The organism is Massilia scottii, assembly GCF_030846495.1.
GTDB classification, from domain to species: Bacteria; Pseudomonadota; Gammaproteobacteria; order Burkholderiales; family Burkholderiaceae_D; genus Telluria_A; species Telluria_A violaceinigra.
In genome coordinates this window covers 48,310-74,465 of record NZ_JAVCWM010000020.1, presented here as the reverse complement: position 1 = coordinate 74,465, position 26,156 = coordinate 48,310, and the positions used below count along the sequence as shown (strand labels likewise).

Genomic DNA, 26,156 nt, shown 5'->3' with positions numbered 1-26,156 from the left:
CGGAGTAAGTCGATACTTCCCTGGCTTTAGAACTGCGGCTTGTACCATGCTGACTCTGAATAGGATTAAAAAAACGCTGCATTCAGAGTGAGTCCGGTGATGGGCTCTTTTTCAAGCTTAACAAAGGCCCAGCCTCAGTCCTCGGAAAGCCCGCTCACGGTCATGCCGGCCAGTGGTGCGCCCGGTACGCCGCGATCATGGTGGCACCTTGCGGCTATGGGCATGGACACAGCTACGCCAGGGGGAGATACCCGAAGAGCGGGCAACGGCGTTGATGGAGATGCTCCGCAACAGCCTCCGCGCCTGGCTAGGACTGCAGCGACAACCTGTACACCGTGGTCTGCCTGTACACCTGCCCCGGCCTCAAAATCACCGCCGACGCGCACTGCCCGTTCAACTGATCCGGATACGCGTGCGCTTCCAGGCAAAACCCGTCGTGCCGCGCGTACGGCCGTTCCGCCCTGCCCTGCACGCCATCGAGCCAGTTGCCGCTGTAGAACTGCAATCCCGGCTCGGTGGTCGACACCTGCAGGCGCCGCCCCGATCCCGGGTCGACCACCCGCGCCACCTCGCGCAGCGGCCCTGCCCTGCCCATCGCATGCGGCTTGATGCAGTAACAGTGATCGAAGCCGCCCGCCAGGCGAATCTGCGCATCCGGCCAGCCCAGGCGCGGCCCGATCGCGGCCGGCTGGCGGAAGTCGAACGGCGTGCCGCCCACCGCCGCCACCCCGACCGGAATGCCGCCAGGGTCGGTCTCGAGATAGAAATCGGCATCGATCTGCAGCATGTGGTCGCCCACGTCGGCGCTGCCGCCATTCAGGTTGAAATACGGATGCGCGGTCAGGTTGACCGGTGTCGGCGCGTCCGACACCGCCTCGAACTCGATCGTCAGGCGGCCTTCGTCGTCGAGACGGTAATGCACCTGCACGTCGAGCTTGCCGGGAAAGCCGCCATCGCCGTCGGGCGAGCTAAGGCGCAGCGACACGCCCTCGTTCGATGCGCTCAGTTTCCAGCGCGCCTTGTGAAAGCCATCGTCGCCGCCGTGCAGATGGTTGCCGCGGTCGTTCACTGCCGCCTGCACCGGCGCGCCGTCGAGCATGAAGCGGCCCTGCGCGATGCGGTTGGCCCAGCGTCCGATGACGGCGCCGAAATAGGCGCTGTTATCGGCATAGCCGTGCGCGTCGCGATAGCCGAGCAGCACGTCGGCCACCTTGCCATACCGGTCCGGCGCCCACCACGACACCAGCGCCGCCCCGCGCTCGCTGATGGTCAGGCGCATGTCGTTGGCGTTGCGCAGGGTGAACAGCTGGTCTGCGGCGCGCAGCGCAGGTGTGGCAAGGAATTGGTTGGTCGTCATTACGAATCTGCATGTTGAAATTGGGGATCCGGCGCCGGCTCGGCCTGGCCTTGCAGGGCCTGGTCCTGGTAGGCGCGCGGGGTGCAGCCAAGCTCGCGCTTGAACACCGAGTGCATGTACTGGCTCGACGTGAAGCCGCAGCTGAGCGCCACGTTGGCCAGGTTGCAGTCGCCGCGCCCGAGGATGGCAATCGCCGTGTCCAGGCGAAAGCGCAGGATTTCGTCGTGCACGCTGCAGCCGAGCTCCTGGCGGAAATACGATTCCAGCGACGAGCGCGAAATGCCGACGTAATCGGCCACCTGCCCGGTCTTGATGCCCTGGCAGGCGTACTGGCGGATGAAGTGGCGCGCGCGCATCACGTGCGGGTGCTTGGCCGGTTCGTGCTTGCTCGACGCCAGCACGTTGATGCCGGCCGGCGGCACCAGGATGCGCGTATCGGCCAGGCGCGCGCCGTGCAGCATCTGGTCGAGCAAATGGGCGGCGGCGCGGCCCATTTCCTGCGCGCCCTGGATCACCGAGCTGAGCGGAATACGGGTGAGCATGCGCGCCAGCGGGTCGTTGTCGATGCCGATCAGGGCCACCTGTTCGGGCACTTCGATGCCGGCGATCATGCAGGCCTGCATCAGCTGGCGCGCCCTGGCGTCGGTCACGGCAATGATGCCGCACGGTTTGGGCAGGCTGTGCAGCCAGTTGATCTGCTGCTGAACCGCTTCGTCCCACGACGGCGCGCTGGTGCCTTGGCCGCGGAAGACTTCGGCTTCCATGCGGTCGCGCCGCATCAGGCTGCGGAACGCGTTTTCGCGTTCCTGGGCCCAGCGGTTTTCCTGCGCTTCGGGCAGGCTGAACAGGGCGAAGTGGCGCAGGCCGGCTTCGATCAGGTGTTCGTAAGCCAGTTTGATCAGCTTGAAATTGTCGGTGGCCACGTAGGGCACGCCGGCCGGGTAGGCGTTGACGTTTTCGTAGGAGCCGCCCACGGCAACCACCGGAATGCGGCTGCGCGCGAGGGCGGCGGCGACCGCCGGGTCGTCGAAATCGGCGATCACGCCATCGCCCTGCCAGTCTTCGATGCCGGGCAGGCGCAGGCGGAAGTCCTCTTCCAGGAACAGGTCCCACGAGCTGCGCGTGCTCGACAGATAGGCGGCGATTCCTTCAATAACTTCACGATCGAAAATCTTGTTTGCGTTAAACAGCAATGCGATTCGATGCGATTTTGGCATCAACATGGTGGATTGTCTCCTTTGGCCCCGCTGGCGCACCTCTTTATCGGGAGCGCTTCCTTTATTTATTGTATAACTAAAACTAATTGCTTTAGTATCAATGAACTGGACGGTATGGCGGGGCTGCGGCTCATTCTGCAAGCAACGGAACGGAGTTTCAATTATGAAAATCACCAAGCGGCGTAGCGATTCTCGGTGAAGGCAGCGCGTCGCATAGCGCGCCGCATGGTTCGCGGGATGGGATGGGATGGGATGGGAAGCGCAAGCGCTTGCCGCTTGCGGGGCGGGAAACTGCGCACTTCGGGCACCCGCGCGCAGCCTCAGTCCCCATGCCGGCGCTTTGCCAGGACGCCTATGGCAGTTTGGCGCGCACGACCCCCTTGTCCACCGTCACATACAAACGGCCATCCGCATCCATCGCCAGGCCCATCGGCGCTCCCAGCCCACCGGGCAACTCGCCGGTTTTGGTCTGCGCTTGCCCGGCCACGCCCAGGACCGTCGTGACCACGCCGGCGGGCGTGATTCTGCGAACGGTCGCATTGCCGCGGTCGAGCACGAACACATTGGCGGCCTTGTCCACCACTAACTGGGTCGGCTGATTGAAGCGTGCAGCAGTACCGGTGCCGTCGGCGCTGCCCGCCTCCGTCACGGCGCCGGCAAAAATGCTGGCGCTTCCGGTCGGGGTGACCTTGATGATGGCATGGCGGGCCGTGTCGGCGATGTAGCCATTGCCCGCGCTGTCGATGGCCAGGCCGCCATCGTTACGGCCCAGCCGTCCCGCTGTCGCGCCAAGATCGGCGGGATACGTATAAGTAAATGGGCCACGCGGGTCGAACCTGCCGGGCGTCGAGTGGCCCGATTCCTGCGAATACACAACCCGCCCGCTGCCGTCGGGATTGACGGTCTGCCAGCCATTGAAGCTCACGCTGTACGAGCCAACGGTGGGGGTGCTGGACGGGGCATGGTAGCCGGTCCCGTAGGCATGAAGCGCACCGTCCGGGCCGATTGCCAGCGCGACCGGACGCTGCGCGATGGTGGTGGGCACCGGGCTGTAATTCGCATGGGTCGGCGTATCCGCCAGGCGGATCGTGCCGACCACGCCAGCGGCGCTGATCGGACGGATGACGCCAATAGAATCGGACGGGGCCGTACCCATGTCGAGCGCATACAGGGTCTGGCTGGCGGAATTGAAGACCAGTTGAACGACCTGCCCCGGAGCCACCGCAGCGCCCGCGCCGGTATAGGTGCTGGTTCGATTGATGAAGGGAGAAACCGTACCGGTTTGCGAAATCTTCACGACCTCAATGGTTGCCTCCATGATGCCCGAGGGCGGCAGTTGCCACGGCAAACCGTTGCCGACGTAAATGGTGCCCGATGCATCGACCGCGATACCGCCCGGCCTGAACTGCTTGCCCACCATGCTTTCGCCCAGGAGTCTGACAGGTAGTTCAGGCGGCGGTGGCGTGACGGGCGCGGGTGTGCTGTCGGACGAACCGTGGCAGGCACTGAGCAAGACGCCCGAAATAACCAGGCACAAGGGATGAATTCGGAAGGAACGAAGGATCGGGATCATGGCTGCCATCTGAAAGGTATTAAGAAAATCATTATTGCATGATATATATCAATAAAGCGCCTGGCCTTGCACTCGACACCGTAGCCATCACGGCCGGCCGGCTACCGCCAGATCGGGGTCGTTGTCGAACAGCGCCGTCAGCCAGCCGGCAAACGCGGCCAGCTTGGGTGCCGCCATCCGTCCCTGCGGGTACAGCAGCGACACCGGCATGGGCGTCGGCGGCGTGTCCGCCAGCACCTGCACCAGCGAGCCGTCGGCCAGGTGCTTGCGGACCTGGTAGGTGGCAGCCTGCGTCAGCCCCAGCCCCTGCAGGGCGCAGATGAGGTTGGCGCCGGCATCGTTGACCGCGATCGGGCCGCTGATGGCGATTCTTGTCACCGCGCCGCCCACCACGAAATCCCAGTCGAAGGGCCGGCCCGTGCGCGCGGAAAAATGCACCACGCTGCGATGCGCATGCAGATCTGCAATGCTCTGCGGCACGCCATGGCGCGCCAGATAGGATGGCGCGGCGCAGGTGACAAAGCGCATCTCGCCAATCTGGCGCCCGATCATCGAGGAATCCTGCAACTGCCCCACCCGAACCGCGCAATCGATGCCATCCCGAATCATGTCAACCAGGCGGTCGGTGATGCTGATGCCCAGTTCGACGTCGGGATAGGCTTCATGAAAGGCGGCAATGTGCGGCAGGATCACGTGCCGCGCCACCGCCGACGGCAGGTCGATCCGCAGCTTGCCCTTGGGCCGGGTCGAGCCGGCGCCGAAAAACGCTTGCTCGGAAGCGTCGATCGCAGCCAGGATTTCGATGCAGTGGGCGTAATATTGCGCGCCGTCGGGCGTGAGCGAGAGCTTGCGCGTGGTTCGCTGGAGCAGCTGGCGGCCGAAAAAGGCTTCCAGGTTCTTCATCGTTGCCGTCAGCGAAGCGCGCGGCAGGCGCAGACTTTCGGCCGCACGCGAAAAGCTGTTCGCCTCCACGATCCGCACGAATGTCTGCATCGCTTTCACCTTGTCCAAGCGGATTCTCCGGTCGATTGTTCACATATTGTGAAAAGTATAGGTGCATTATGAGCATATAATCACCTGACCGGTTTTGTCTACAATGTCCTCAGTTCAACGCAAGTTGATTTTTGAGGATGCAATATGAAACCGAACACCGAACACGCAGGCGCCATGTCGTCCGGCATGGTGCTGCTGCTGGCGGTCGCCGCCGGCCTGATCGTGGCCAATCTGTATTACGCGCAAACGCTGGTGGGGCCGATCAGCCGCGCCACCGGCTTGTCCGCCGGGGCCGCCGGCCTGATCGTCACCCTCACCCAGATCGGCTACACCATCGGCCTGCTGTTCATCGTGCCGCTGGGCGATGTGCTGGAAAACCGCCGCCTGGTGCTCGGCGCGCTGCTGCTGACCGCCATCGCCCTCTTCACCGCAGCCTTCAGCACCGCCGGCTGGGTGTTCCTGGCGGCGGCGCTGGCCATCGGTTTGGGTTCGGTCGCCGCGCAAGTGCTGGTGCCGTTTGCCGCCCATCTGTCGCCGGAAGCGACGCGCGGCCAGGTGGTGGGCAAGGTGGTCAGCGGCCTGCTGCTGGGCATCATGCTGGCGCGTCCGGTGGCCAGCCTGGTGGCCGATGCCAGCAACTGGCACGTGGTATTCGGCGGCGCCGCCGTGCTGATCCTGGTGCTGGCCGCCGTGCTGCGCGTCAAGCTGCCGCAGCGGGTGCCGGAGTCGACGCTGCCGTATGCGCGCCTGATCGGCTCGTTGTGGACCCTGTTCAAGACCACCCCGCTGCTGCGCCGCCGCGCCGCCTACCAGGCCGGCCTGTTCGGTGCATTCAGCCTGTTCTGGACAGTCACACCGATGATGCTGTCCGGCCCGCAGTTTCAACTGTCGCAGACGGGCATCGCGATTTTTGCGCTGGTCGGCATGGCCGGCGCCATCGCCTCGCCGATTGCCGGCTGCCTGGCCGATGCCGGGAAAACCCTGCCGGCAACCGGTGTCGCCCTGTCGCTTGGCGTGATTGCCTTTGCCCTGCCGCTGGTGATTCCGGGATCGCGCGACGTGGCGCTGGCGGTGCTGGTGGTGGCGTCCATCATTCTGGACATGGGCGTGGCGGCCAGTCTGGTGCTCGGCCAGCGCGCCATTTTCGGCATGGCGCCCGAGGTGCGCAGCCGCCTGAACGCGATTTACCTGGCGCTGTTCTTCGCCGGCGGTGCGCTCGGATCGGCGCTCGGCGGCTGGGTATTCGCGAGCTATGGCTGGCACGCCGTGTTGCTCGCCGGAATGGCTTTTCCGGCGTTGGGACTGGGCCTGTGGCTGTCGGAATTGCGGCCCGCCCCGGCAATTGAACCCAGCAAATGAACGGTGGCGCGCAGTCCGGCGCGATTTGTCTACCACAAGCCTCGCGCGCAGGCGAGCTAGCGCGATAGATGCAGATCGCGTCGCGCTGCCGTCAAGCGCTTACGCTGCAGGTGTACGCCGCCTCAGTCATGCGACGACAGGCTAGTCCGGTGGCCTCAACACCGGGCACCAGCTTCCCTCCCCTGATCATTTGGCCGCTGCCGGAACATGGTCGTTCATGTACGGCATCGGTACCCAGCGATAGCCGTCGCCATCGGCGCGCAGGCGGCCCACGCCCGGAAAGGCGATGTGGTCGCCCGCCACCCAGTATTTTTCCCTGGCCGCTTCGGCAAACGCGCGCTTGCGCTCGGCAGCCGCGGCTGTCGGGTCGACATCGAACACGATGGTGACCGCCGGGTCCGGCATCTGCACTTCGGCCACGTGCAGCAAATCGCCCCAGAACACCAGTTTCTCGCCGCCGCTTTCGAGCACGTAAAAACTGTGCCCCGGCGTGTGGCCGTAGCTCGGCACGGAGCGCAGCCCGGGAACAAGCTGCGTGGCGCCGTTGAAGGGCTTGACCTTGCCGGCATCGACATACGGTTTTACCTTCATCAGCGCCTCGTCGAAGTGCTGGCGTTTGTTGTCTGGCGCCCTGGCGCGGTTGGTGGCGCTCATCCAGTAGTCCAGCTCGCGCGCATCGACGTGCAAGGTAGCGTTGGGAAACACCATGCGCTTGCCATTCATCAGCCCACCGGTGTGATCGGTGTGGATATGCGTGATCAGGATGTCGGTGATCTGCCCCGGCTGGTAGCCGACCGCCTGCAGGGAAGCCACCAGTTTGTTGAGCGTCGGGCCGTACAGCTCGCCGCTGCCGGTATCGACCAGCACCAGCCGGCCGCCGCTCTCGATCAGGTAGGCGTTCACGGAAGCATGGACATGGGTGCCTTGAAACGTTGCCGCCAGGCGTGCTGCCACTTGCCCCGGCGCCACGTTGGTCAGCAGATCGCCCGGCGGAATCGCCAGGGTGCCATCGGACAGGGCCGTCACGTTCACATTGCCCACCTTGAAATGGTAATAGCCAGCCTGGGCCTTCGCCATGCTGCTCACTGGTGCGGTCTGGGCCAGCGCGTGCGGCGCCAGCGTGCCGAACGCAAGGAACGCGGCGGCGAGATAGCCGGTCATGGCGGTGTTGTTCATGGTGCATCCTTGAAAGTGTTAAAGAGATCGATTATATTTATTTCACTTTCATTGATACATGGGCTAAAAATACAATGTCTATCTTCACAGCGTTGATAATCGGATGATCGACAACATTCTCGATCTCAATATTTTCGCCCGGGTGGTGCACACCGGCAGCATGACCGATGCCGCAGGCGAACTCGACCTGTCGCTGGCCGTGGTCAGCAAGCGCATGGCGGCGCTGGAAGACCGGCTCGGCGTGCGCCTGCTCAACCGCACCACGCGCAAGCAATCGCTCACGCAGGAGGGGGCGCGCTTCCACCAGCGCTGCATCCGCATCCTGGCCGAGGTGCAGGATGCCGAGGCCGACATGACCGACAGCCGCACCAGCATCGCCGGCCTGCTGCGGGTGGCGGCGCCGCGCGGCTTCGGGCGCCGTTACCTGAGCGGCATCGTGGCCGCCTTCCAGCGCCAGCATCCTGCCCTGTGCATCGAACTGAGTCTCGAGGACGCCTTCGTCGATCTGGTCGACTCGGCCATCGACGTGGCCCTGCGCTTCGGCAACCTGAACGATTCGAGCATGATCGCGCGGCCCGTCGCCACCGGTTACCGCATCATGTGCGCCTCGCCCGGCTACATCGAACGGCACGGCGAGCCGCTCACGCCCGAGGACCTGGTGCGGCACGCCTGCATCGTGTACCGCGCCGACTCGACCCGGCACTGGGTGTTCGAGCGCGACGGCAAAGCGGTGACGGCCGCCATCACGCCCACCTTCTTCTGCAACGACGGCGACGCCGCCCAGGCCATTGCCCGCGAAGGCGGCGGCATCTTCTATAAAGCCTTGTGGGATGTGAGCGCGGATCTGGACGATGGCTCCCTGGTGCGCGTGCTCAAGCAGTACAGCGCGCCCAGCGAACCGCTGCAGGTGGTGTACCCGCACGCGCTGCACCTGTCGCCGCGCGTGCGCCAGTTCGCCGACTTCGCCATCGAACGGCTGCGCGCGCAACTGCCCTGAGCCCATTCTGCGCCGGCGCGGGTCCTGCCGCGAAAAGAAGGCGCCGGCGTTGCCCTGCCGATCATCTTGATGATGAATCAAGCCGCGCGGGTAAAATGCATGAATGACAAGCGCGCCGGTGCACGCTTGCACTCTTCATACACGACCCCGACACCATGCCGACGCAACCCATCCTGATCCGCAACCATCTGCGCGCAGCAGACGCGCCCTCCGAACTGCTGATGATCCATGAGGGACGGGTGATCACCCTGTCGCCCGCGCTGGTCAATGTGATCGGCGCCTTTTCCGACGACGGCCAGGGTGGCCTGATCGCCGCCGCCAGGGCAGCCAACGGCCGCTGCGGCTACATCAACGCGCGCGGCGACTGGCTGGTCGCGCCCGGACTGGACGACACCCGTGCCTTCGGCGACGGCACGCTGGCGCGCTTTTGCGAGAACGGCCAGTGGGGTTACATGCACCTGAGCGGCAAGCCGGCAATCGCCCCGCGCTGGGCCAACGTGGGCCCCTTCCGTCACGGCCTGGCCGCGGTCATGGTCGCGCAAGAGTCGTGGCGCTACATCGATGCCAGCGGGGAGTTCGCCTTCGATGGCGAATTCTTCGTTGCCAAGCCGTTCACCGCCAACGGGCTGGCGGCAGCGAGCACCGGCCCGCGCGACAAGTTCGGCTACCTGGACCGCCAGGGCGCATGGGCCATCGCACCGCAATTCGAGCGCGCGCTTCAGTTTTCCGATGAGGGCGTGGCGCCTGCGTCGACGAAAAGCGATGCGCATGGCTTGATCGACGCCACGGGCAAGTGGGTGGTGCGGCCGCGCTACTACTGGATGGAGGAATTCAATGCCGATGGCCTGGCGTTTTGCATTGAACGCGGCAAGGGCTGGTCGATGGACTACGGCTATCTGGACGCGAGCGGCAAGAACGTTTTCAAGGACGCCCGGCATCTATCCGGGCACATGGTCGACGGCGTGGTGCGGCAGGACGAGCGCATGTACATTTCGCGTGACGGCTACTTCCACGTTTCCAACAACATGGACTGGGGCACCGACTTCAACGAACACCGTTTTGCCATCGGACGCGCGTCGAACGCCTGGGAACGCGAACACGGCCAGCCCGACCTGCTGCCGGCGTGGGGCATCGTGCGCACCGACGGCCAATTCACGCCGGCGCCGGCCAACGCCATCGAACCGATGACATCGAGCGATGGCATGTTCATGGAGACCGAATCGAACACGCCGCTGGCCGTCTTCATCGGCAACGACGACGACCTGCTGATGCTCGACCGCGATGCCCGCGTGGCGTACCGCCTGCGGCGCGAGCAAGGCCAGGATGGCCAGTTCGCGGCGCTCTACGACGATCAGGCGCGCCTGCTGTGGACCGGCGCCGTCAGCGGGGCGATTGGCGTACCCGTTCCCTTCTTCGCCGCTCCGGCCGCGACCCTGTTCGACGAACTCAAGTCGCCCGAGGAATTGATCGACTTCGCCAAAGCGATGCTGCTGGAGACCGGGCAAAAGCTGCAGCGGCTGGCGCGCGATCCCGAACTCGATATCGATTCCGATGACGACGATGACGACGACGATGACGATGACGATGACGATGACGATCTTGACGCGCAGATCGCGACATATGTCCGCACCCGGCGCCGCATCGCCCGCTTCTACCTCGACGAAGGATTAAACGGCTACTACCCGTTCCTCAACGAGATGCGCCGTGCCCTTCTCGGCCGCATCCATGTGGACCTGGCGGCGCGGCTGACCGTGCAATTCGGCCCGAGCGACGACGCCCCTGACTTCGCAGGCCGGCCGGCCGACGAATGGACGGATGCCTGGCCTTTCCGCCTGAACGAACCGCTGCCCGGCGGCGATGCCGGCACGCCTGAAACGAACCGCCTGTGGCTCGGCCTGAGCTGGACCGGCGACACCGGCGACGGCGACGAATGGGGCAACCTGTGGCTGACCTGCGCACCAAGCGTCGACACGCTGGAACTGGCGATCGACGCCTGCGCCAGCCTGGCCGCACCACACGAGGACGATGGTCTCGACCTGCTGGCCCTGGTCACCGACTCCGCCGAAGGCATCCTGGCGCTTGCCGACGAACAGATCACCGCCGAACTGGCCGACGCTGCGACCAACGCCAATGCCGGCGCACTGGCCTACCTGCCCGCGCATTTCCAGACGCCCGCACGGCTCGACGCGCTGATCCGCAAGAACGTCCACTCCGCCCACGAAATCCCCGGCGTCTGCATGAGCGCGGACGGCCTGGCGCTGGCCCGCTCGCTGTACGGCGGGGACAAGCGCTGGAACAGGCATGACGCCCACCGCTCCAGGGCCCCCGAGCGCTGGGATGAGAACTGCGTGTCGGCGTACTGGGGCGCCCTGCTCGACACCGGCACCAGCGAACGCGCCCTGCGCGCAGGCGCGCCATTGTCCGACATTCCGCTGTGGCTGCGCACGCCGGAACTTGAAGCGCTGGCACGCAGTCTGGCGCCCTCGACACCGCAAGACTTACCATAGCCTCGGCCAAGCGCTCGCCAGCGCGCCAGCACCGGCGCACTGGCGCGCCCCAATCCAACTTTAACGAAAGCATGCCATGCGCGCTGCCCTCACCTGTTCCCTGTTCATCGCCGCAACCCTGACCGGCGGCGCCTCCGCGCTCGCCGCAGCGACGCCACCCGCCGCCAACGACCAGGCCAATCTTGAGCGCGATGCGCAAGGCAAGGTCGATACCGACGCCATGTTCGCCTTCATGCGGGCACGCAGCGCGACCAAGGGCGAGGCGCTGAGCGAGAAGAAGCTGCAGTGTTACGGCGTATCGCGCGCGCAGTTCCTGGCGGCGGTCGATGCCTCGCTCGTCGCCTGCTATCCGCAGATCGCCCCGGAGAACAGGCCGCGCATGCTGCCCGAGAATGCCATTTCCGCGCTCGGCCTGTGCGCCCGAAAGACACTGCTGGCAGGGTTGAAACTGGACCCCGGCACGGCCAACGCCTGCATCGCCAAGGCGGATTAACCCGGGTGCCGTCGGCGGTCGTCGACCATGTCAGGAACGCGTCCACCATGCCGCCATCGCTCGCTGCCATCAAGGTCAACCAACGGCTCGGCCTGTGCGGTAAAAAATACACCAGCGGCACCGGCATTCACTGGGTACACAGCAACTGCGGCGACGTGCCGACCACTTCGGAGCCGAACGGCTGGGTCAAGGTGATTGCGTCCTCCGGTTCGGTCAGCGCCAGCAAGACGCGCAGCCAGAACTATTGCTACCTCTGGGATTGAGCGACCAACCCTGCACTGGCGCCGTGCGGAGCATTCCGCATGGCGCTGCCATCGTCGAGTAAGCTGATGAATGCACGCCTGCCCCTGTTGATTTGTCTCGCCCTTGGCGCCGCCGGCCTTGGCATCTGGCTCGCCACAGGCCTGCTGGCCGGCCAAGCGCCAGCGCCCGTCGTGGCCCCCCGGCCTGCCGCCGCCGCCACGCTCGCAGCGCCGCGCTGGTTTTCATCCGTGCCCGAGGCGGGCGCAGCGCGTCCGGGGCCGGGCATGCTGTCGCAGAAAAAGGCCCCGGTCTATGGCCGCAACGGCCGCGTCATCGAGCTTGGCGGCTTGAGCATCGCGCAGTACATCGGCACGCGCATCGCGGCCGCGCGCAGCGGCGACGCCAGGGCCGCCTACGAGGTGTACCAGGCCGAATCGGTGTGCGCGGCCAACGAGGACCCGGTGGCCGACTACAACGATGCGGCCGAGCTGGCAGCCTTCCAGGCCGAGCGCATGGAACTGACCGCATTGTGCGCGGGCATTTCCCCGGCCCAGGTGCAGGAACGGCTGGCCTTTCTGAACCTGGCGGCGCGCTCCGGCAACAAGGCTGCGCAGATCGATGTGTACATGGAAGGCCCGTACGGGCGCAGCGTGGACCTGACGCAAAACCCCGACGACCCGATCGTCAAGCAATGGAAAGACGATGCGCTGGCCTACCTGAAACAGGCCGGCGACCAGTGCGACCATTTTGCGCTGGCCCTGCTGTCGACCGTGTACGACGCCGGCCAGATCACGGCGCGCGACTTGCGTACCTCGATGGCCTACAGTATCGCCGCCGCCATACCGCGCAAGAAGCCGGTGACGCAGGAACAATTGCGTGACCGTTTTGGCGAGGAGTTGTCGGCCGACGATTTCGCCGGCGCGCTTGCGCTCGGCGAGCAGCTTGGAAAACAGGCGTGTCCGGCACGGCGCTAGCTCGTGCTCCGGCCGTCCTCTAGCGACTGTCCTTGACTGCGATATCGACCAGCGTTTTGCCGTCGGCGCTCACCACGCAACGGGCGATCATGGTCGAGGCGATATTCATTTCGTTCTTGGCGGAGAATTTGAGCGACACCTCCAGCTGCCCGTTGGCGCCGCGCGTGACGGGACTCGGTGCATCGCCGATATAGGAAACCGACTTGCTGTTGATGGCGCGCGACTCGATCGTGTTCATGCAGGTGCGGCGGGCGGCGGCGTCGAGCGGATTTTCCGGTGCGGCAGGCTTTCCGCAGGCCGCAAGGGCAAACATCATTGGCAGCAGTGTCAGTGTTTTCATCGTGTCCCCATCAAAGTCCGAAAATGATACATGACCCGGCAAGCGGCCAGCAAGTCCTCGACCTTGGTCCGCGACCTTGGTCCACGACCTTGGTCCGCGACCTTGGTCCGCGACCTTGGTCCGCGACCTTGGTCCACGACCTTGGTCCGCGAGCTGCGTTTCCGGATTTCCCCGATACGTAAAGACAATCACCACATGTGACGAAAAAGCACGTAGAATTGCAATTTAGGTAACCCATTTCAATTCAACAACCTTGAAAGTCCATTCTGTATGAACCACGCCCTGATCCGCAGCCTGCTCGCCGTCGCCCTGACCACGGTTTTCGCGAGTGCGCAAGCGCAATTGCCCGAGGCTACGCCGCAGGAACTCGCCGACCTCGAGAGCGCGGCGCCGAATCTGGTCGCCGCCATCGAATGCAAACGGAAACTGGTTTATACGGATGCGGTAAAGACGTTTGTCAAGGATCCGAACAGCTTCGAGAACATTATCCTGCCGGCGCCCGTGAGCATTTTCGGACTCAGGACCGTGGTGATCGGTGTGACCGAAGATGACGGCAACGGCGGCGGTGGCTATGTCGCCAAGTTCAGCAACGTGTCGCTGAAAGAAGTCGCCAAAGCCGCCAGGGTCAAGGGGCCGGACTATAAGCGTAACGTCAAAGGCGGCGGCATGATCGAAGTGGGCAGCGAAGACAAGGAGACGGTCTACATCACCTGCATCCGCGGCGCGAGCGACGACTGATAGCGCGCCGTCATGCGCCGCTGATGGCGCCTTGTCCGAGAATGTGCGCGACCTGCCGGGCGGGCGCGACGCCGATGTCGAGGACCACGCCCGCTTCGTCGGCCTGCAGCGGTTCGAGGTCGCGCAACTGGCTCTCGAGCAGCGACGGCGGCATGTAGTGACCGGCGCGCGCGCGCATGCGCCCGGCGATCAGATCGCGCGACCCGTCCAGGTGGGCGAAGCGCAGCGCCGGATCGCCTTCGCGCAGCAGGTCGCGGTAGCGCCGCTTGAGCGCCGAGCAGGATACGACCAGCCCGGCGCCGCGCTCGCAAGCGTCGCGGATCTGCTCTTGCAGCGCACCCAGCCAGCCGGCACGGTCCTTATCGTCGAGAGCAATGCCGGCGGACATCTTGGCGACGTTGGCGGCCGGATGAAACTGATCACCCTCCACGAAAGGCACACCGAGTTCATGCGCCAGGGCTTGCCCGACCGTGCTCTTGCCGCAGCCGCTCACACCCATCACCACCCAGCGAATCTCGTTACCGTGCTTGCTGCCTGAATTAATCATTCTGCTGCCCAGATGAAAGTTAGCGCTAACATATAGCTCGAAGTCTAGCGAAATGGCGGAATTTGTAAAGACCTTTTGTAGAACGCCCGTGTGATGTCCACAGTTGTAAACAAATTCTGTGGATAAGTGTGTTAACAAGCGCAGTGCGACAGCGCCAAGCCATTGCTTTTAAAGGGGAAAATGCCACTGCGCGCTTTTCGGGCAGTGTGGACAGTTGCCGCGTCGATGCAAGTTGCAAACAGAATCTGTGGATAAGTTTGTTAACAAGCCAGCCCTCCCCGCCCTAAGTCCTTGTTTATGAAGGAAAGAATGCGGCTGCGCGCTTTTAAGGCAGTGTAGACAGACAATGTTGGGAATGCAACTTGCAAACAGAAACTGTGGATAAGTTTGTTAACAAGCCTGCTGCCCGCCTGCTAAGTCCTTGCTTTCAAACGCAAATCTGCCCGTGCGTGCTTTTCGGGCAGCAAATCAGCGTGCCAGCTGCAAGGGCAGCACCGGGCCAAGCTTCATCCCGTTTGCCTTGATGGCGGCGTTAAGCGTATCGATGCGGTCCTGCATGGCCGGATGCGAGGCAGCGTAGTGGGACAAACCGGCGAAGGCCTCGTCCTCCTCCTTCAGGGCGGCGAACAGCTCGGTGGCGCCGCCGGCATGGCCGTAGCGGCAGTTCAGGATGCGCAGGGCCGCGGCATCGGCGGCCGCTTCGCGCGTGCGCGAATACTTGGCCTGCCCCAGGTGATTCACGGGCGCCAGCAAGTCGCTCAGACCAGAGTCGCTTCCTGTCAGCAGCGTCGATAAGCCGAACAGCACGATGCCGCGTCCCATCGCCCGCAAATGGTCGCGCTGGGTGATGTGCGCCAGCTCGTGCGCGAGCACGAAAGCCAGTCCGTTTTCCGAGCGTACCTGCTCCAGCAAACCGCTGAAGACGATGATATTGCCGCCCGGGACGACCGCCGCGTTGGGCGTGTCCGACTTGGTCAAGGTGATGGTGGCCGGCAAGCGCAAGCCGGCGCAGGTGCGCATGCTGTCGACCAGCGCCTGCAGCTGCACCTGCTGCGCTTGCTCGGCGGGCGCCGTTGCCATCGCCCGCGCCGGCAGCAGCGCGTACAGGCGCGCTTCGCTTTCGTGGCTGAGGCGGTCGACCATGGCATCGACGGCCAGCCCGAGCAGCCAGAAAATCAGGAGCGTACCCGCCAACAGCCAGCCCGCGATGACGATGAAGTCCTTCAAGGGGTGCTCGTACGACACATTATCGTTATGGTCGGGCAGCGAGGGCTGGTATTTCATGGCGCTTTCTTACTTGGCGAAATAGATGGCGGTGCCGTAGGCCAGCACTTCCACCGAGGTCACGCTGCCCGGCATCTTGCCGGAAATCGACATCGTTTCCAGCCGCAGGTTGACGATCTCGTGCGCGTCGGGGCAGCTTTCCTTCAGGCGCAGCACCGCTTCGCGGCGGGCACGGTCGATCAGCGTTTCGTGCGACTTGACCGCGCCGCCGATGAGCGAGCGCAAGCCGGCCACGGCCTGCTTGAAGTAATCGATCGAGACGACCATGTTGCCATACACCAGCTCGCTGCGTTCGACCGGACGGGCCGGATCGAGCAGGGTCTTGAGCGAGGTCGACGGCAGATGCAGCCAGGTTTTTTCGCGGGCGTGGATGGAGCGGTAGTGCTTGGCTTCGGCGGCACGGCCACAGAAGTAACCAAGCACAATCAGGCCCAGCCATATTCCCATCATGGCAAATTCTTGCATCGTCTCAGCCCACGGTGACGGCGGTGCCGTACACATAGATTTCCGCGGCGCCCGCAGCAACGGACGAGGTCGAAAAGCGCACATTGACGATGGCATTCGCGCCCATCTGGGTGGCCTGCGCCTGCATGCGTTCGATCGCGCTGTCGCGCGATTCGTTGAGCAGCTCGGTGTAACCCTTGAGCTCGCCACCGACGATATTTTTCAGCCCAGCCATGATGTCGCGCCCCACGTGCTTGGCCCGTACCGTGCTGCCCGACACAACGCCGTGGCAAGTGATGATGGACTTGCCCGGGATGGTTTCGATGTTCGTCATTAACATAAATTTACTTTCTTGCTACTTTGGATGGAGGTCAATTATAGTTGCAAACTTGCCAATCCCAAAGCTTTTCCGCACAGTCGGCCCGGGCAAAAACACAACAGTATCGATGAGCTAACGAGCGCGTTTCCGCATCCGGGGCGGATACGACTATGCGAACCACATGCACTGCCGTTGCTGGGCTGGCGCCTGTTCTCCCCTGCGCCAGCCGCGCCCCGCCGCCACGCGCCCGGGCCATGGCGCCGCCAGCGGGCACAGGAAACTATTGAGCTTTTGCCACGTTGTGCGTAAAGTGGAAAACTTGTTAAATACTCACTTCGCGTCAGACAGGGAAAACAGCATCCATTATTTACCCAGACGACCTGCCAGCCGGGCCTGCCCAGACGCCCCGCGCCGTGCAGTTGCCGCCGCAATGGCCGCCGCAGCGTTGACGCAGGGGCCGGACGCCGTCCGCCCGCCTGCACCGCAATCCCCTTATCCCCACGGAGCCTCCAGCATGCGCAAGCCCTATCGCCAGTATTGTCATCCCCTCCCCGTTTCGCGCCTGACGCGCGCCGTCCGGCTGGCGCTCCACGCGGGCGCCGCCGCCGGCCTGCTGGCCCATGGCGCCGCCTCGGCCCAGATGCCCGAGGCGCCGATGCCGAAGGTGGAGATCACCGGTTCGGCCATCAAGCGCATCGAGACCGACACCCCGCTGCCGGTGCAGATCGTCACGCGCGAAGAGATTGAAAAAGCCGGCGTGACCACCGCCGCCGAACTGATGGCGCGCATCTCGTCGAACGTGGGCGGCCTGACCGACGGCGCCAGCATCAACGTGGGCGGCGACCAGCGCGGCTTCAACAGCGCCAACCTGCGCGGCATCGGCACCTCGTCCACCCTGGTGCTGCTCAACGGCCGCCGCATGGCCAACTTCGCCTCGCCCGGCGACGATACCGGCGTCGACCTGAACAACATCCCGGCGGCCGCCATCCAGCGCGTCGAGGTGCTGCTCGACGGTGCCTCGGCCCTGTACGGCACCGACGCGGTCGGCGGCGTGATCAACTTCATCACGCGCAAGGATTTCCGCGGGGTGGAAGCGAACGCCTATGCGCTCGGCACCAGGGAAGGCGGCGCCGGCAAGCGCGCCGCCACCCTGAGCCTGGGCACGGGCGAGCTGGAAAAGGATGGCTACAACGTCTTCGCCGTGCTCGACGTACAGGGCACCGAGCGCCTCAACACGTCGCAGCGCAAGTTCGTGAGCGAGCTGCGGATCCCGCAGCGGCTCGGCCATCTGCTGTCGAGCTTTACCAGCCCGGCGAATATCCGCCTGACCCCGGCCCAGCGCGACCACCTGCAGGAAACCGGCTTCCTGCTCAACGGCCGGCCGATCACCAACCGCCAGATCAACCTGTCGATCCCGGCCTGCGCGCCGCCGGCCAATCTGTACCTGCCCGATGGCACCGGCGGCGTCGATGCCTGCACCTACGACTACATGGGCGACACCGAGCTGTATCCGAAGTCGACCAAGCAGAACCTGCTCAGCCGCGGTGTGATCAAGCTCGGCGCCGATACCCAGGCGTATGCCGAAGTGGCGCTGAGCCGCTCGCGCACCAACTACGTCGGCTCGTCGGCGCGCGTGATCGGCTACATCGATTACCGCAAGATTGCGGCCCTGGCCAATACCGGCCTGGACCAGCTCGATGACGACACGCCCGGCGAAATCCAGCTGCGCATGCGCCTGAACGAAGCCGGCATGCGCACCAGTGAGCTGACCAGCGAAAGCCAGCGCTACGTGGTCGGCGTTTCCGGCGTGGCGGCCGGCTGGGATTACGACGCTGGCTACAACCACAGCGTGAACACGGTCAAGGACAGGGACACGCACGGCTACGTACTGCGCGACCAGCTGATGGCCGGCATCGCCGACGGCAGGATCAATCCGTTCGGCCCGTCCAGCGCCGAAGGCGTGGCGCTACTCAATAGCATCCAGGTCAACGATGTGGTGCGGCGCGCGCGCGGCACCATGGATTCGCTCGACTTCAAGGCCTCGCGCTCGCTCATGACCATGGCCGGCGGCGACCTGGGCGTGGCGGTGGGCGCCGAAGCGCGCCGCGAACGCACCGATTTCCGTCCATCGGCATTGCTGATGAGCGACAACATCAATAACGACGACGCGCCCGAAGGCGGCAGAGCGACCAGCGACCAGCGCAAGGTGGTCGCCGTGTTCGGCGAACTGCTGGCGCCGTTCACCAGGGAATGGCAGGGCCAGCTCTCGGCCCGCTACGACCGCTACCAGCAGGTCGGCGGCGCCCTGAGTCCGAAAATCGGCATGGCCTACACCCCGAACAAGGCGCTCACGGTGCGTGCCTCGGCCGGCAAGGGCTTCCGCGCCCCATCGATGTCCGACCTGTACCGCCCGACCGTTTACGGCCTCACCGCCATCCTGCCCGACCCGGTCTACTGCGCCACCGTCGAGAACAATTACGCCGACTGCGCCGACGCCTGGGATACGCGGCGCTACAGCAATGTGAACCTGAAACCGGAAAGCAGCCGCCAGTTCTCGGCCGGCCTGGTGGTCGAACCGGGCAAGCACTGGAATGCCAGCCTGGACTACTGGAAGATCAAGCGCACCGATCTGATCAGCGAGATCGGCGACGACATCATCCTCGGCAACCTGGGCAAATACGGCAACCTGGTGCACCGCGATGAAGATGGCGACATCGACTACATCGAGCTGCACAAGGAAAACCGCGGCGCCCAGCTGGCCAGCGGCCTCGATCTGGTGGTCAACCTGCGCAGCGTCAACACCGGCATGGGCCGCTTCGGCGCGCGCCTGAACGGCACCTACGTGCTCGATTCGAGCATCCAGACCAGCCCGGGCGACGCCTACATCAGCAACCTGGGCAAGTTCGTTACCGACGGCGTGGTGCAGCGCTGGCGCCACACGGTCAGCATGGACTGGGAACAGGGCCCGCTGTCGGCGACCTTGTCGAATACGTTTTCGGCATCCTACGACGACCAGAACTCGGCCATCAACATCGACGACGGCAGCGTGGTCGCGCCCAACCGCGTGAAAGCGTACTCGCTGTGGGACATGTCGCTGTCCTACGGATGGAACAAGAACCTGAAACTGCGCGCCGGCGTGCAGAACATGTTCGACAAGGCGCCGCCTTACTCGAACCAGGCCAACTTCTTCATTTCCGGCTACGATCCGACCTACACCGACCCGCGCGGCCGGCGCTTGTATGCGAGCGTGAATTACGCGTTCCGCTAGGAGCGCGAGGCGGCGCCGCTGCTTCCGGCGCGCCGCCTCAGCGTTTTCTCGTCAGGTACTGATAAATGAAGGCGCACACGAAAAACACCACGCCGATGGCGGCGCCGATTTCCGGCGCCAGGCTGGCGTCGAACGGGTCGCCGTACTTGCGCGACAGCGCGGCAATCATCACGCCGCACACATAGCCGCCGGCGGCGCTGAGCGCGCCGCCGAACGCGACCAGCAGGGCCGGCAGCATAGTCAGGCCAGCGAGCAGGACGCTGGTGGGCACGCGGCGCCGGGAAGGTGGAGTCTGGTCTTCTTCTGTCATGGAACGGTCCTTGAAAATACCGTTATCATACGGCACCCGTGCGACGCTCCACACGAACAGAAGCAGCATGATTCAAACGCCCCCCCTTCGCCAGCCTGTTCGTGGCCAGACTCCTTCCCCATCAACAAATATTTCCACGTGGACATATTATTCAGCTACACTTTCATCAATCTTAATATTGATGGAAGTGAATTTAATGAGCGATGTGAACGCTGCAGCCGCAACCCAGGCGTCCCGATTCTGGAAAATCTCTCATGGAAAAGCCGCGGTTCTGGCGAACCGCGATCACGCGTGGCTGATGGAGAACCATTACGTGGCGATCGGTTATGCGCCGGACGACAAGGAAGGGAAAGGCCAGGGACAGAAATTCGCCGGCATTCGGCAAGGCGACTATCTGTATCTGGTCCGCAATCAGAACATTGTGCTGTTCGGCCGTTTCACGACATCGCAAGCGGAACCGGTATCTCCACAATTGCCGACCCTGTCCGGATGGTGGGCGCGGCCTATCGAAGTCATCAGGAATATCTCGGCTACCCCTTACCCGTCGTCCCATATCCACGGCGGAGACGGATGGAAGCCCATGGCAAATACCACTGTGGCGGTGGTGCCGGACGACCAGCTGACGCAGTTCGCGGCGACCATACTCAAGCCCGCATTCGACCTCGATTTGATGGAACTGAACACATCGGGCAAGCAGGCCGCCTCCGTCCGGGCAGATAGCGCGCCGCTGAACAGCATCCTGTATGGTCCGCCCGGAACCGGAAAAACCTTTCACACCGTTACCCATGCGGTGCGGATCATCGACGGCACGCCGGCGCCTGAAACTGACGCGCAGTATCAGGAACAAAAGATCCGTTTCGACGCATTGCGGCGCGAAGGACGCATCGCCTTCATCACCTTTCACCAAAGCTTCAGCTATGAGGACTTCATTGAAGGCATTCGCGCCGAGGCGGCAGACGGGCAGCTTCGCTATGAGATCAAGGACGGTATTTTCAAACAGATGGCGATCGCCGCCATGTACAGCAAATTACGTGGACAGCCGTCCGGCATGCAAGCGCCGGGAGAGATCAATTTCGGCGATCTTTTTTCCGCGTTCATGGCTTGGATTGAAGACAATCCCGACGTATCGATGACGTCGGCAACCGGAAAAAAACTATCCTTCAAACCGACCTCTTCCGAAGACACCTTGTACGTCTCGCATGGGGCCAGTGAAAAAAGACATCCGGCGGGGCGTGAACGGCTCAGCAAACTCTACAAAAAATATCCTTCCCTGAGCGCGATGGACACGCTCAAGAACAAGGACATCATCACCGAGATTGGCGGCGCCAACACGACAGCCTACTGGGCAGTCCTGAAGGCTTTGCTCAAATACAAAGAGGAGCATCTGCCGGACTTGAAAGCCGCACGCGAAGAGCTCGCGCCCGAGGCGAATATCGACTACAAAGAGAAAAAGGCACGCGTGCGCGAGGCCGATGCTTCCGACTTCGGCGCCGGCCTGCCTTATGTGCTGATCATCGATGAAATCAATCGCGGCAATACCTCGCGCGTGTTCGGCGAGCTGATCACGCTGATCGAGGACACCAAGCGCGCCGGCGGCAGCGAGCAGGCGGAGGTCATTCTCCCGTACTCCAACGACAGCTTTTCCGTGCCAGACAATTTGTACCTGATCGGCACCATGAATACCGCCGACCGCTCGCTGGCCACGATCGATACCGCGCTGCGCCGCCGTTTCGACTTCACCGAAATGATGCCGGACCCGGACCAGTTATCCTCGAACGTCAGTGGCGTCGACCTGAAAGCCATGCTGCGTGCAATGAACGACCGTATCGAACAACTCTATGACCGTGAACATACGATCGGCCATGCGTTTTTCATGCGGCTCGATGCCAATTCCAAGGTCGGCGATCTCGCCCGCATATTCAACAACAAGATCCTGCCGCTGCTGGAAGAGTACTTTTTTGAAGACTGGGAAAAGATCGCCAATGTGCTGGGCAAGGCGACGATCTATACCATCAAGACGAGCGTTCATCTGGGATTCGAGGCCAAGAACAAGGTCTACCGCCGGGACGCGGCCGCTTTGCTTGACCCACAGACCTACCGCCGTATTTACCAATGAACGCGATCTGCATCCGCGAATTCGGACTGCTGATCCAGGGAGAAGCCGCCGGTCACGGGCTGGAGGTGGGCGGCATCGCAAGTTCGGCCGCGTGGGCTTTTCTCGAAAATCTGGCATTTTCCAACGAGAAGAAGAATCGCTTCATCGAGACAGCCGCGTTCAAAGGCCGCAAGGCTTTACGTGTGCTCAATTTCGTCGGCGTGATCACAACGCCCGACGGTACCCAGATCGAAATCCTGCCCAAGACCAGCGAGTACGAGCAAGACGTCAAGGACACCCGCCAACTGCTCTGGAAAATGCTGTGCCGGACAGAGAACCTGACCTACCTGGAAAGTACGGACGCGCAGCTGATGCTGCGCGAGCAGCGATTGCCGGAGGCGCTGATCTCCATTTTTCTTCACCATTGCGCCGCACTGGTGCGACGTGGCATACACAAGGATTACGAACGCATTGCGTCGGAAGAACCATTCTTGCGCGGCCGCCTGAACCTCACGTGCCAGCTACGTCAAGCGCCCGGCAGAGGGCACATGTTCCAGATCGAGTACGACATTTTTTCCGAAAACCGCGCGGAAAACCGGTTACTGCATGCGGCACTCCGGCAAATCCTCGGATGGAACACGTCGGAATGCCATCAACGGCTGGCGCGCGAACTGCGTGACGCGTTCGACCGGGTCCCGGTCTCAAGCGATCATGCCGGCGATTTCCACCGCTGGCGTACCGGCAGGGACATGATTCACTACCAGCCTGTGCTGCCGTGGATCCGGCTCATCCTGAACATGCAAAGTCCTTTTGCGATCAAGGACCAGCATGCCGGCATATCGCTGCTTTTCCCGATGGAGCAACTGTTTGAAAAATATGTAGCGCATATGCTGCGGGCCCAGCTGGCATCCCGGAATTTGCTGTTGAGAACCCAGTTGCGGGACCACCACCTGTCGCTGTCGCCGCTCGTATTTCTGCTCAAGCCGGACATGGGCATTTACTCGGACAAGCAGCTTGCGTGCATCCTCGATACGAAGTGGAAGCTGATCGATCAGGAAATCACCTACCGCAATGGCAGCACGGATCCGAAGTCCGGGATCAACCAGCCGGACATGTATCAACTGTATGCATACGGCCAACGTTACCTTGGCGGAAAAGGCCCGATGGCCTTGATCTATCCAAAATGGACCAGGTTCGATGCGCCGTTAACACCATTCGATCTTGGCGGCGGCCTCACGCTCTCGGTGCTGCCCTATGACATGCAAAGCGACGTATGCGATGGCTTGATGGCGCTGCTTTAGCCGGTTGGCGCTCCGCGTCGTCACCGCTGCGGCCGCGGCTCGCGTGAGGCGCCACCTGATGGGGGCACTTGCGCCGCAACTACCGCCCGCATGCCCGCCGGCGGCACGATCCCACCTTGTCGCTTCACCTTGTTCACGCAATCTCCTCTCGTGCGCGAGGTAGATTGCTATAATAATCGTCCGCGGTTTCCCACCCTGCCGCACCGCTTATTTATGGAAGATCCGGCATGCGCATTCAAAGCCGCAACAACGTCAAGGTGTGCGGGCGCGGCCCGGTGACGCTGGTGTTCGCCCACGGCTTCGGCTGCGACCAATCCATGTGGCGCTTCCTCGTGCCCTCGTTTGTAGAGCAGTACCGCATCGTGTCATTCGACTCCGTCGGCAGCGGCGCATCCGACCCGGCCGCTTACGACCGCACCAAGTACAACACCTTGCACGGCTACGCCGACGACCTGATCGAGATCGTTACCGAGTTCGGTTCCGGCCCGGTCGTGTTCGTCGGTCATTCGGTCGCGGCCATGGTCGGCGTGCTTGCCACCATCAAGGCGCCCGAACTGTTCGCCGCCCAGGTCATGGTCAGTCCATCGCCCTCGTACATCAACGATGGCGACTACATCGGCGGCTTTTCACGCGAGGATATCGACGATCTGCTCCAGACCTTGCAGGACAACTATCTCGGCTGGTCGAGCAATATGGCCCCGGCCATCATGGGCGCGCCCGACCAGCCCGAACTGAGCGAGGAACTGACCAACAGCTTCTGCCGCAACGACCCGGATATCGCCGCCCATTTCGCGCGCGTCACCTTCCTGTCCGACCACCGCGCGGATTTGCCGAAGTCGTCCACGCCGGCGCTGATTCTCCAGTGTACCGACGACATCATCGCGCCCGTGGCCGTGGGCGAGTACATGCACCGCACCCTGCCGTCGAGCGTGCTGTCGCTGATCGACAATATCGGGCATTGCCCGCACATGAGCGCGCCCAGCGCCAGTACGCATGCGATCACGGCGTTCCTGGCCAGGGCGCTGGCCTGACGCCGATGCGTGAGCGCACCCTCCCCTCGCCGGAGGAAGCCTTTGCCCAGGCGGCCTGCGGGCTGATGCTCACTGACGTTGCCGGCAACATCCTGCGCACCAACCAGACGCTGGCGGCCTGGCTCGGGTTCACCGACGCCGAAATGACGGCCGGCATGCGCCTGCAGGACTTGCTCAGTGTCGGTGGCCGCCTGTTTCACCAGACGCACTGCGCGCCGCTGCTGCAACTGCAGGGATCGGTAAGCGAGGTCCAGGTCGACCTGGTCCGCAAGGACCGCAGCCGGGTTCCCGCCCTGCTCAATATCGCCAGGCGCCGCTCGGGCGACGGCTTGGTCGATCAGGTGGCGGTCTTCATTGCCAACGACCGCCGCGCGTACGAGCGTGAACTGCTGCGCGCGCGCAGCGCCGCCGAAACCGCACTGGCGGCGCAAACGGGGGCCGAAGCCAGGCTGCGCCAGGCCAACGAACAATTGTCGCTGGCCGACCGCCGCAAGGATGAATTCCTGGCGACCCTGGCGCATGAGCTGAGGAACCCGCTGGCCCCGATGCGCAGCGGCGTCGACTTGCTCAAGATGCAGTTGCCGGACCACGCGCCGCAGCGGCGCATCGTGGACATGTTCGACCGCCAGCTGCGCCAGATGTCCCATCTGGTCGACGACCTGATGGAAGTGTCGCGCATCAGCCAGGGCAAGCTGGTCCTGCGCACCGAACCGGTCTGCCTGGCCGCCATCATCCAGGGCGCCGTGGGCGACATGCAGGCCCAGATCGCGGCCGCCGGCCATACGCTGAGCGTCACCTTGCCGGCGCAGCCGCTCACGGCGCAGGGCGACCCGACCAGGCTGACGCAGATGCTGGTCAACCTCCTGACCAACGCCTGCAAATACACGCCGGCGGGCGGACGCATTGCGCTGGACATGCGCGATGAAGGTGGCGCTGCCGTCATCTCGATCAGCGACAGCGGCATCGGCATCCCGCGCGAGGCGCTGGAAAGCGTGTTCGAGATGTTCTCGCAACTGGAACCCGCGCTGCAGCGCGCGCACGGCGGCCTGGGCATCGGCCTGGCGCTGGTCAAGGGCTTGGTCGAGCTGCATGGCGGCACCATCGGCGCCGCCAGCGAGGGGCCGGGACAAGGCAGCACGTTCACGGTCCGCCTGCCGCTCGTGCAGCAGGCGGCGGCCACGCCGCACGCGCAGACGGCGCCGCGCGCCGGCGCGCCGCTGCGGGTACTGCTGGTGGACGACAACCGCGACGCCGCGCAGATGCTCCAGGCCATGCTCGACCTGAGCGGCTATCCGACCGCCGTCGCTTTTTGCGGGGAGGACGCCACCGCCTGCCTGCGGGAGCATGAAGCACAGGCCTGCATCATGGATATCGGCCTTCCCGATATTAATGGCTACGAGCTGGCACGGCGGATTCGCGCGATGCCGCTGGCCAGGCAACCGGTCCTGATCGCCCTGACCGGCTGGGGGCAGCCAGCCGATATCGACGCTGCCCTGGCCGCCGGCTTCGATCATCATCTGGCCAAGCCGGTCGAGTTCGCGACATTGCAGCACCTGCTGGCCGGCGTGGCGCCGGGGTGACATCCGCGCT

General features: G+C 63.8%; 23 protein-coding genes. 12 read left to right on the top strand and 11 right to left on the bottom strand.

Going from position 1 to position 26,156, the window contains the following annotated elements:
- Positions 1–307 precede the first annotated feature (307 nt).
- The 4 genes from RBA41_RS23940 to RBA41_RS23925 all read right to left on the bottom strand — a co-directional run bounded on the left by RBA41_RS23940 (position 308) and on the right by RBA41_RS23925 (position 5,149).
- Positions 308–1,357, bottom strand: a complete 1,050-nt coding sequence (locus tag RBA41_RS23940) for an aldose epimerase family protein (RefSeq protein WP_306626742.1) — start codon at positions 1,355–1,357, stop codon at positions 308–310.
- The gene (locus RBA41_RS23935; protein ID WP_306626741.1) at positions 1,357–2,580 is read right to left on the bottom strand and encodes a XylR family transcriptional regulator; all 1,224 of its coding nucleotides are present in this window, start codon (positions 2,578–2,580) and stop codon (positions 1,357–1,359) included. Before RBA41_RS23935 ends, RBA41_RS23940 begins: the two co-directional genes overlap by 1 nt.
- 346 nt (positions 2,581–2,926) lie before the next feature.
- Positions 2,927–4,147 carry a hypothetical protein gene (locus RBA41_RS23930; protein ID WP_306626740.1) on the bottom strand — a complete coding sequence of 407 codons (1,221 nt, stop codon included), beginning with the start codon at positions 4,145–4,147 and terminating at the stop codon, positions 2,927–2,929.
- An 87-nt stretch (positions 4,148–4,234) separates the two neighbouring features.
- Entirely contained in the window at positions 4,235–5,149 is a 915-nt protein-coding gene (locus RBA41_RS23925; RefSeq protein WP_306626784.1) for a LysR family transcriptional regulator, read from the bottom strand.
- A 135-nt stretch (positions 5,150–5,284) separates the two neighbouring features.
- Here RBA41_RS23925 and RBA41_RS23920 point away from each other — a divergent pair, with 135 nt between their 5' ends.
- Complete coding sequence (locus tag RBA41_RS23920; RefSeq protein WP_306626739.1) at positions 5,285–6,499, top strand: MFS transporter; 1,215 nt, start codon at positions 5,285–5,287, stop codon at positions 6,497–6,499.
- A 186-nt stretch (positions 6,500–6,685) separates the two neighbouring features.
- On the opposite strand, the gene RBA41_RS23915 is transcribed toward RBA41_RS23920, so the two are convergent.
- A complete protein-coding gene (locus tag RBA41_RS23915; protein ID WP_306626738.1) occupies positions 6,686–7,675 on the bottom strand; it encodes an MBL fold metallo-hydrolase in 990 nt (329 codons plus the stop codon).
- Positions 7,676–7,778: 103 nt separating this feature from the next.
- Here RBA41_RS23915 and RBA41_RS23910 point away from each other — a divergent pair, with 103 nt between their 5' ends.
- From RBA41_RS23910 to RBA41_RS23890, 5 genes are all read left to right on the top strand, one after another.
- A complete protein-coding gene (locus RBA41_RS23910) occupies positions 7,779–8,672 on the top strand; it encodes a LysR family transcriptional regulator (RefSeq protein ID WP_306626737.1) in 894 nt (297 codons plus the stop codon).
- Between the two features lie 155 nt (positions 8,673–8,827).
- Positions 8,828–11,179 carry a WG repeat-containing protein gene (locus RBA41_RS23905; RefSeq protein ID WP_306626736.1) on the top strand — a complete coding sequence of 784 codons (2,352 nt, stop codon included), beginning with the start codon at positions 8,828–8,830 and terminating at the stop codon, positions 11,177–11,179.
- A 76-nt stretch (positions 11,180–11,255) separates the two neighbouring features.
- Positions 11,256–11,672 carry a hypothetical protein gene (locus tag RBA41_RS23900; protein WP_306626735.1) on the top strand — a complete coding sequence of 139 codons (417 nt, stop codon included), beginning with the start codon at positions 11,256–11,258 and terminating at the stop codon, positions 11,670–11,672.
- A 47-nt stretch (positions 11,673–11,719) separates the two neighbouring features.
- The gene (locus tag RBA41_RS23895) at positions 11,720–11,935 is read left to right on the top strand and encodes a hypothetical protein (RefSeq protein WP_306626734.1); all 216 of its coding nucleotides are present in this window, start codon (positions 11,720–11,722) and stop codon (positions 11,933–11,935) included.
- A 39-nt stretch (positions 11,936–11,974) separates the two neighbouring features.
- A complete protein-coding gene (locus RBA41_RS23890; protein ID WP_306626733.1) occupies positions 11,975–12,889 on the top strand; it encodes a hypothetical protein in 915 nt (304 codons plus the stop codon).
- Between the two features lie 19 nt (positions 12,890–12,908).
- Here the strand turns inward: RBA41_RS23890 and RBA41_RS23885 are convergent, their stop codons facing one another.
- Positions 12,909–13,229, bottom strand: coding sequence for a hypothetical protein (locus tag RBA41_RS23885; RefSeq protein WP_306626732.1), 321 nt, complete (start codon positions 13,227–13,229; stop codon positions 12,909–12,911).
- Positions 13,230–13,499: 270 nt separating this feature from the next.
- Between RBA41_RS23885 and RBA41_RS23880 the strand changes: the two genes are divergently transcribed.
- Positions 13,500–13,967 (top strand): hypothetical protein, encoded by a 468-nt coding sequence (locus RBA41_RS23880; RefSeq protein ID WP_306626731.1) that lies wholly within the window; start codon positions 13,500–13,502, stop codon positions 13,965–13,967.
- Between the two features lie 10 nt (positions 13,968–13,977).
- Here the strand turns inward: RBA41_RS23880 and RBA41_RS23875 are convergent, their stop codons facing one another.
- From RBA41_RS23875 to RBA41_RS23860, 4 genes are all read right to left on the bottom strand, one after another.
- Positions 13,978–14,514, bottom strand: a complete 537-nt coding sequence (locus tag RBA41_RS23875) for a gluconokinase (protein ID WP_306626730.1) — start codon at positions 14,512–14,514, stop codon at positions 13,978–13,980.
- Positions 14,515–14,982: 468 nt separating this feature from the next.
- Entirely contained in the window at positions 14,983–15,798 is an 816-nt protein-coding gene (locus RBA41_RS23870; RefSeq protein WP_306626729.1) for a M48 family metallopeptidase, read from the bottom strand.
- A 9-nt stretch (positions 15,799–15,807) separates the two neighbouring features.
- On the bottom strand, positions 15,808–16,248 hold the full coding sequence (locus RBA41_RS23865; protein WP_306626728.1) for a YbjQ family protein: 441 nt from the start codon (positions 16,246–16,248) through the stop codon (positions 15,808–15,810).
- Positions 16,249–16,267: 19 nt separating this feature from the next.
- Positions 16,268–16,576, bottom strand: a complete 309-nt coding sequence (locus tag RBA41_RS23860; protein WP_208640152.1) for a YbjQ family protein — start codon at positions 16,574–16,576, stop codon at positions 16,268–16,270.
- A gap of 499 nt (positions 16,577–17,075) precedes the next feature.
- Here RBA41_RS23860 and RBA41_RS23855 point away from each other — a divergent pair, with 499 nt between their 5' ends.
- The gene (locus RBA41_RS23855) at positions 17,076–19,829 is read left to right on the top strand and encodes a TonB-dependent receptor (protein WP_306626727.1); all 2,754 of its coding nucleotides are present in this window, start codon (positions 17,076–17,078) and stop codon (positions 19,827–19,829) included.
- Positions 19,830–19,866: 37 nt separating this feature from the next.
- Here the strand turns inward: RBA41_RS23855 and RBA41_RS23850 are convergent, their stop codons facing one another.
- Entirely contained in the window at positions 19,867–20,139 is a 273-nt protein-coding gene (locus RBA41_RS23850) for a hypothetical protein (protein WP_306626726.1), read from the bottom strand.
- Between the two features lie 196 nt (positions 20,140–20,335).
- On the opposite strand from RBA41_RS23850, the gene RBA41_RS23845 reads away from it, so the two are divergent.
- The 4 genes from RBA41_RS23845 (at position 20,336) to RBA41_RS23830 (ending at position 26,146) form a co-directional block, all read left to right on the top strand.
- Positions 20,336–22,255 carry an McrB family protein gene (locus RBA41_RS23845; RefSeq protein WP_306626725.1) on the top strand — a complete coding sequence of 640 codons (1,920 nt, stop codon included), beginning with the start codon at positions 20,336–20,338 and terminating at the stop codon, positions 22,253–22,255.
- Positions 22,252–23,535, top strand: coding sequence for an McrC family protein (locus RBA41_RS23840; RefSeq protein WP_306626724.1), 1,284 nt, complete (start codon positions 22,252–22,254; stop codon positions 23,533–23,535). The genes RBA41_RS23845 and RBA41_RS23840 overlap by 4 nt, the downstream gene beginning before the upstream one ends.
- Positions 23,536–23,762: 227 nt before the next feature.
- On the top strand, positions 23,763–24,566 hold the full coding sequence (locus tag RBA41_RS23835) for an alpha/beta fold hydrolase (RefSeq protein ID WP_306626723.1): 804 nt from the start codon (positions 23,763–23,765) through the stop codon (positions 24,564–24,566).
- 5 nt (positions 24,567–24,571) lie between these two features.
- A complete protein-coding gene (locus RBA41_RS23830; protein ID WP_306626722.1) occupies positions 24,572–26,146 on the top strand; it encodes a hybrid sensor histidine kinase/response regulator in 1,575 nt (524 codons plus the stop codon).
- Positions 26,147–26,156 lie beyond the last annotated feature (10 nt).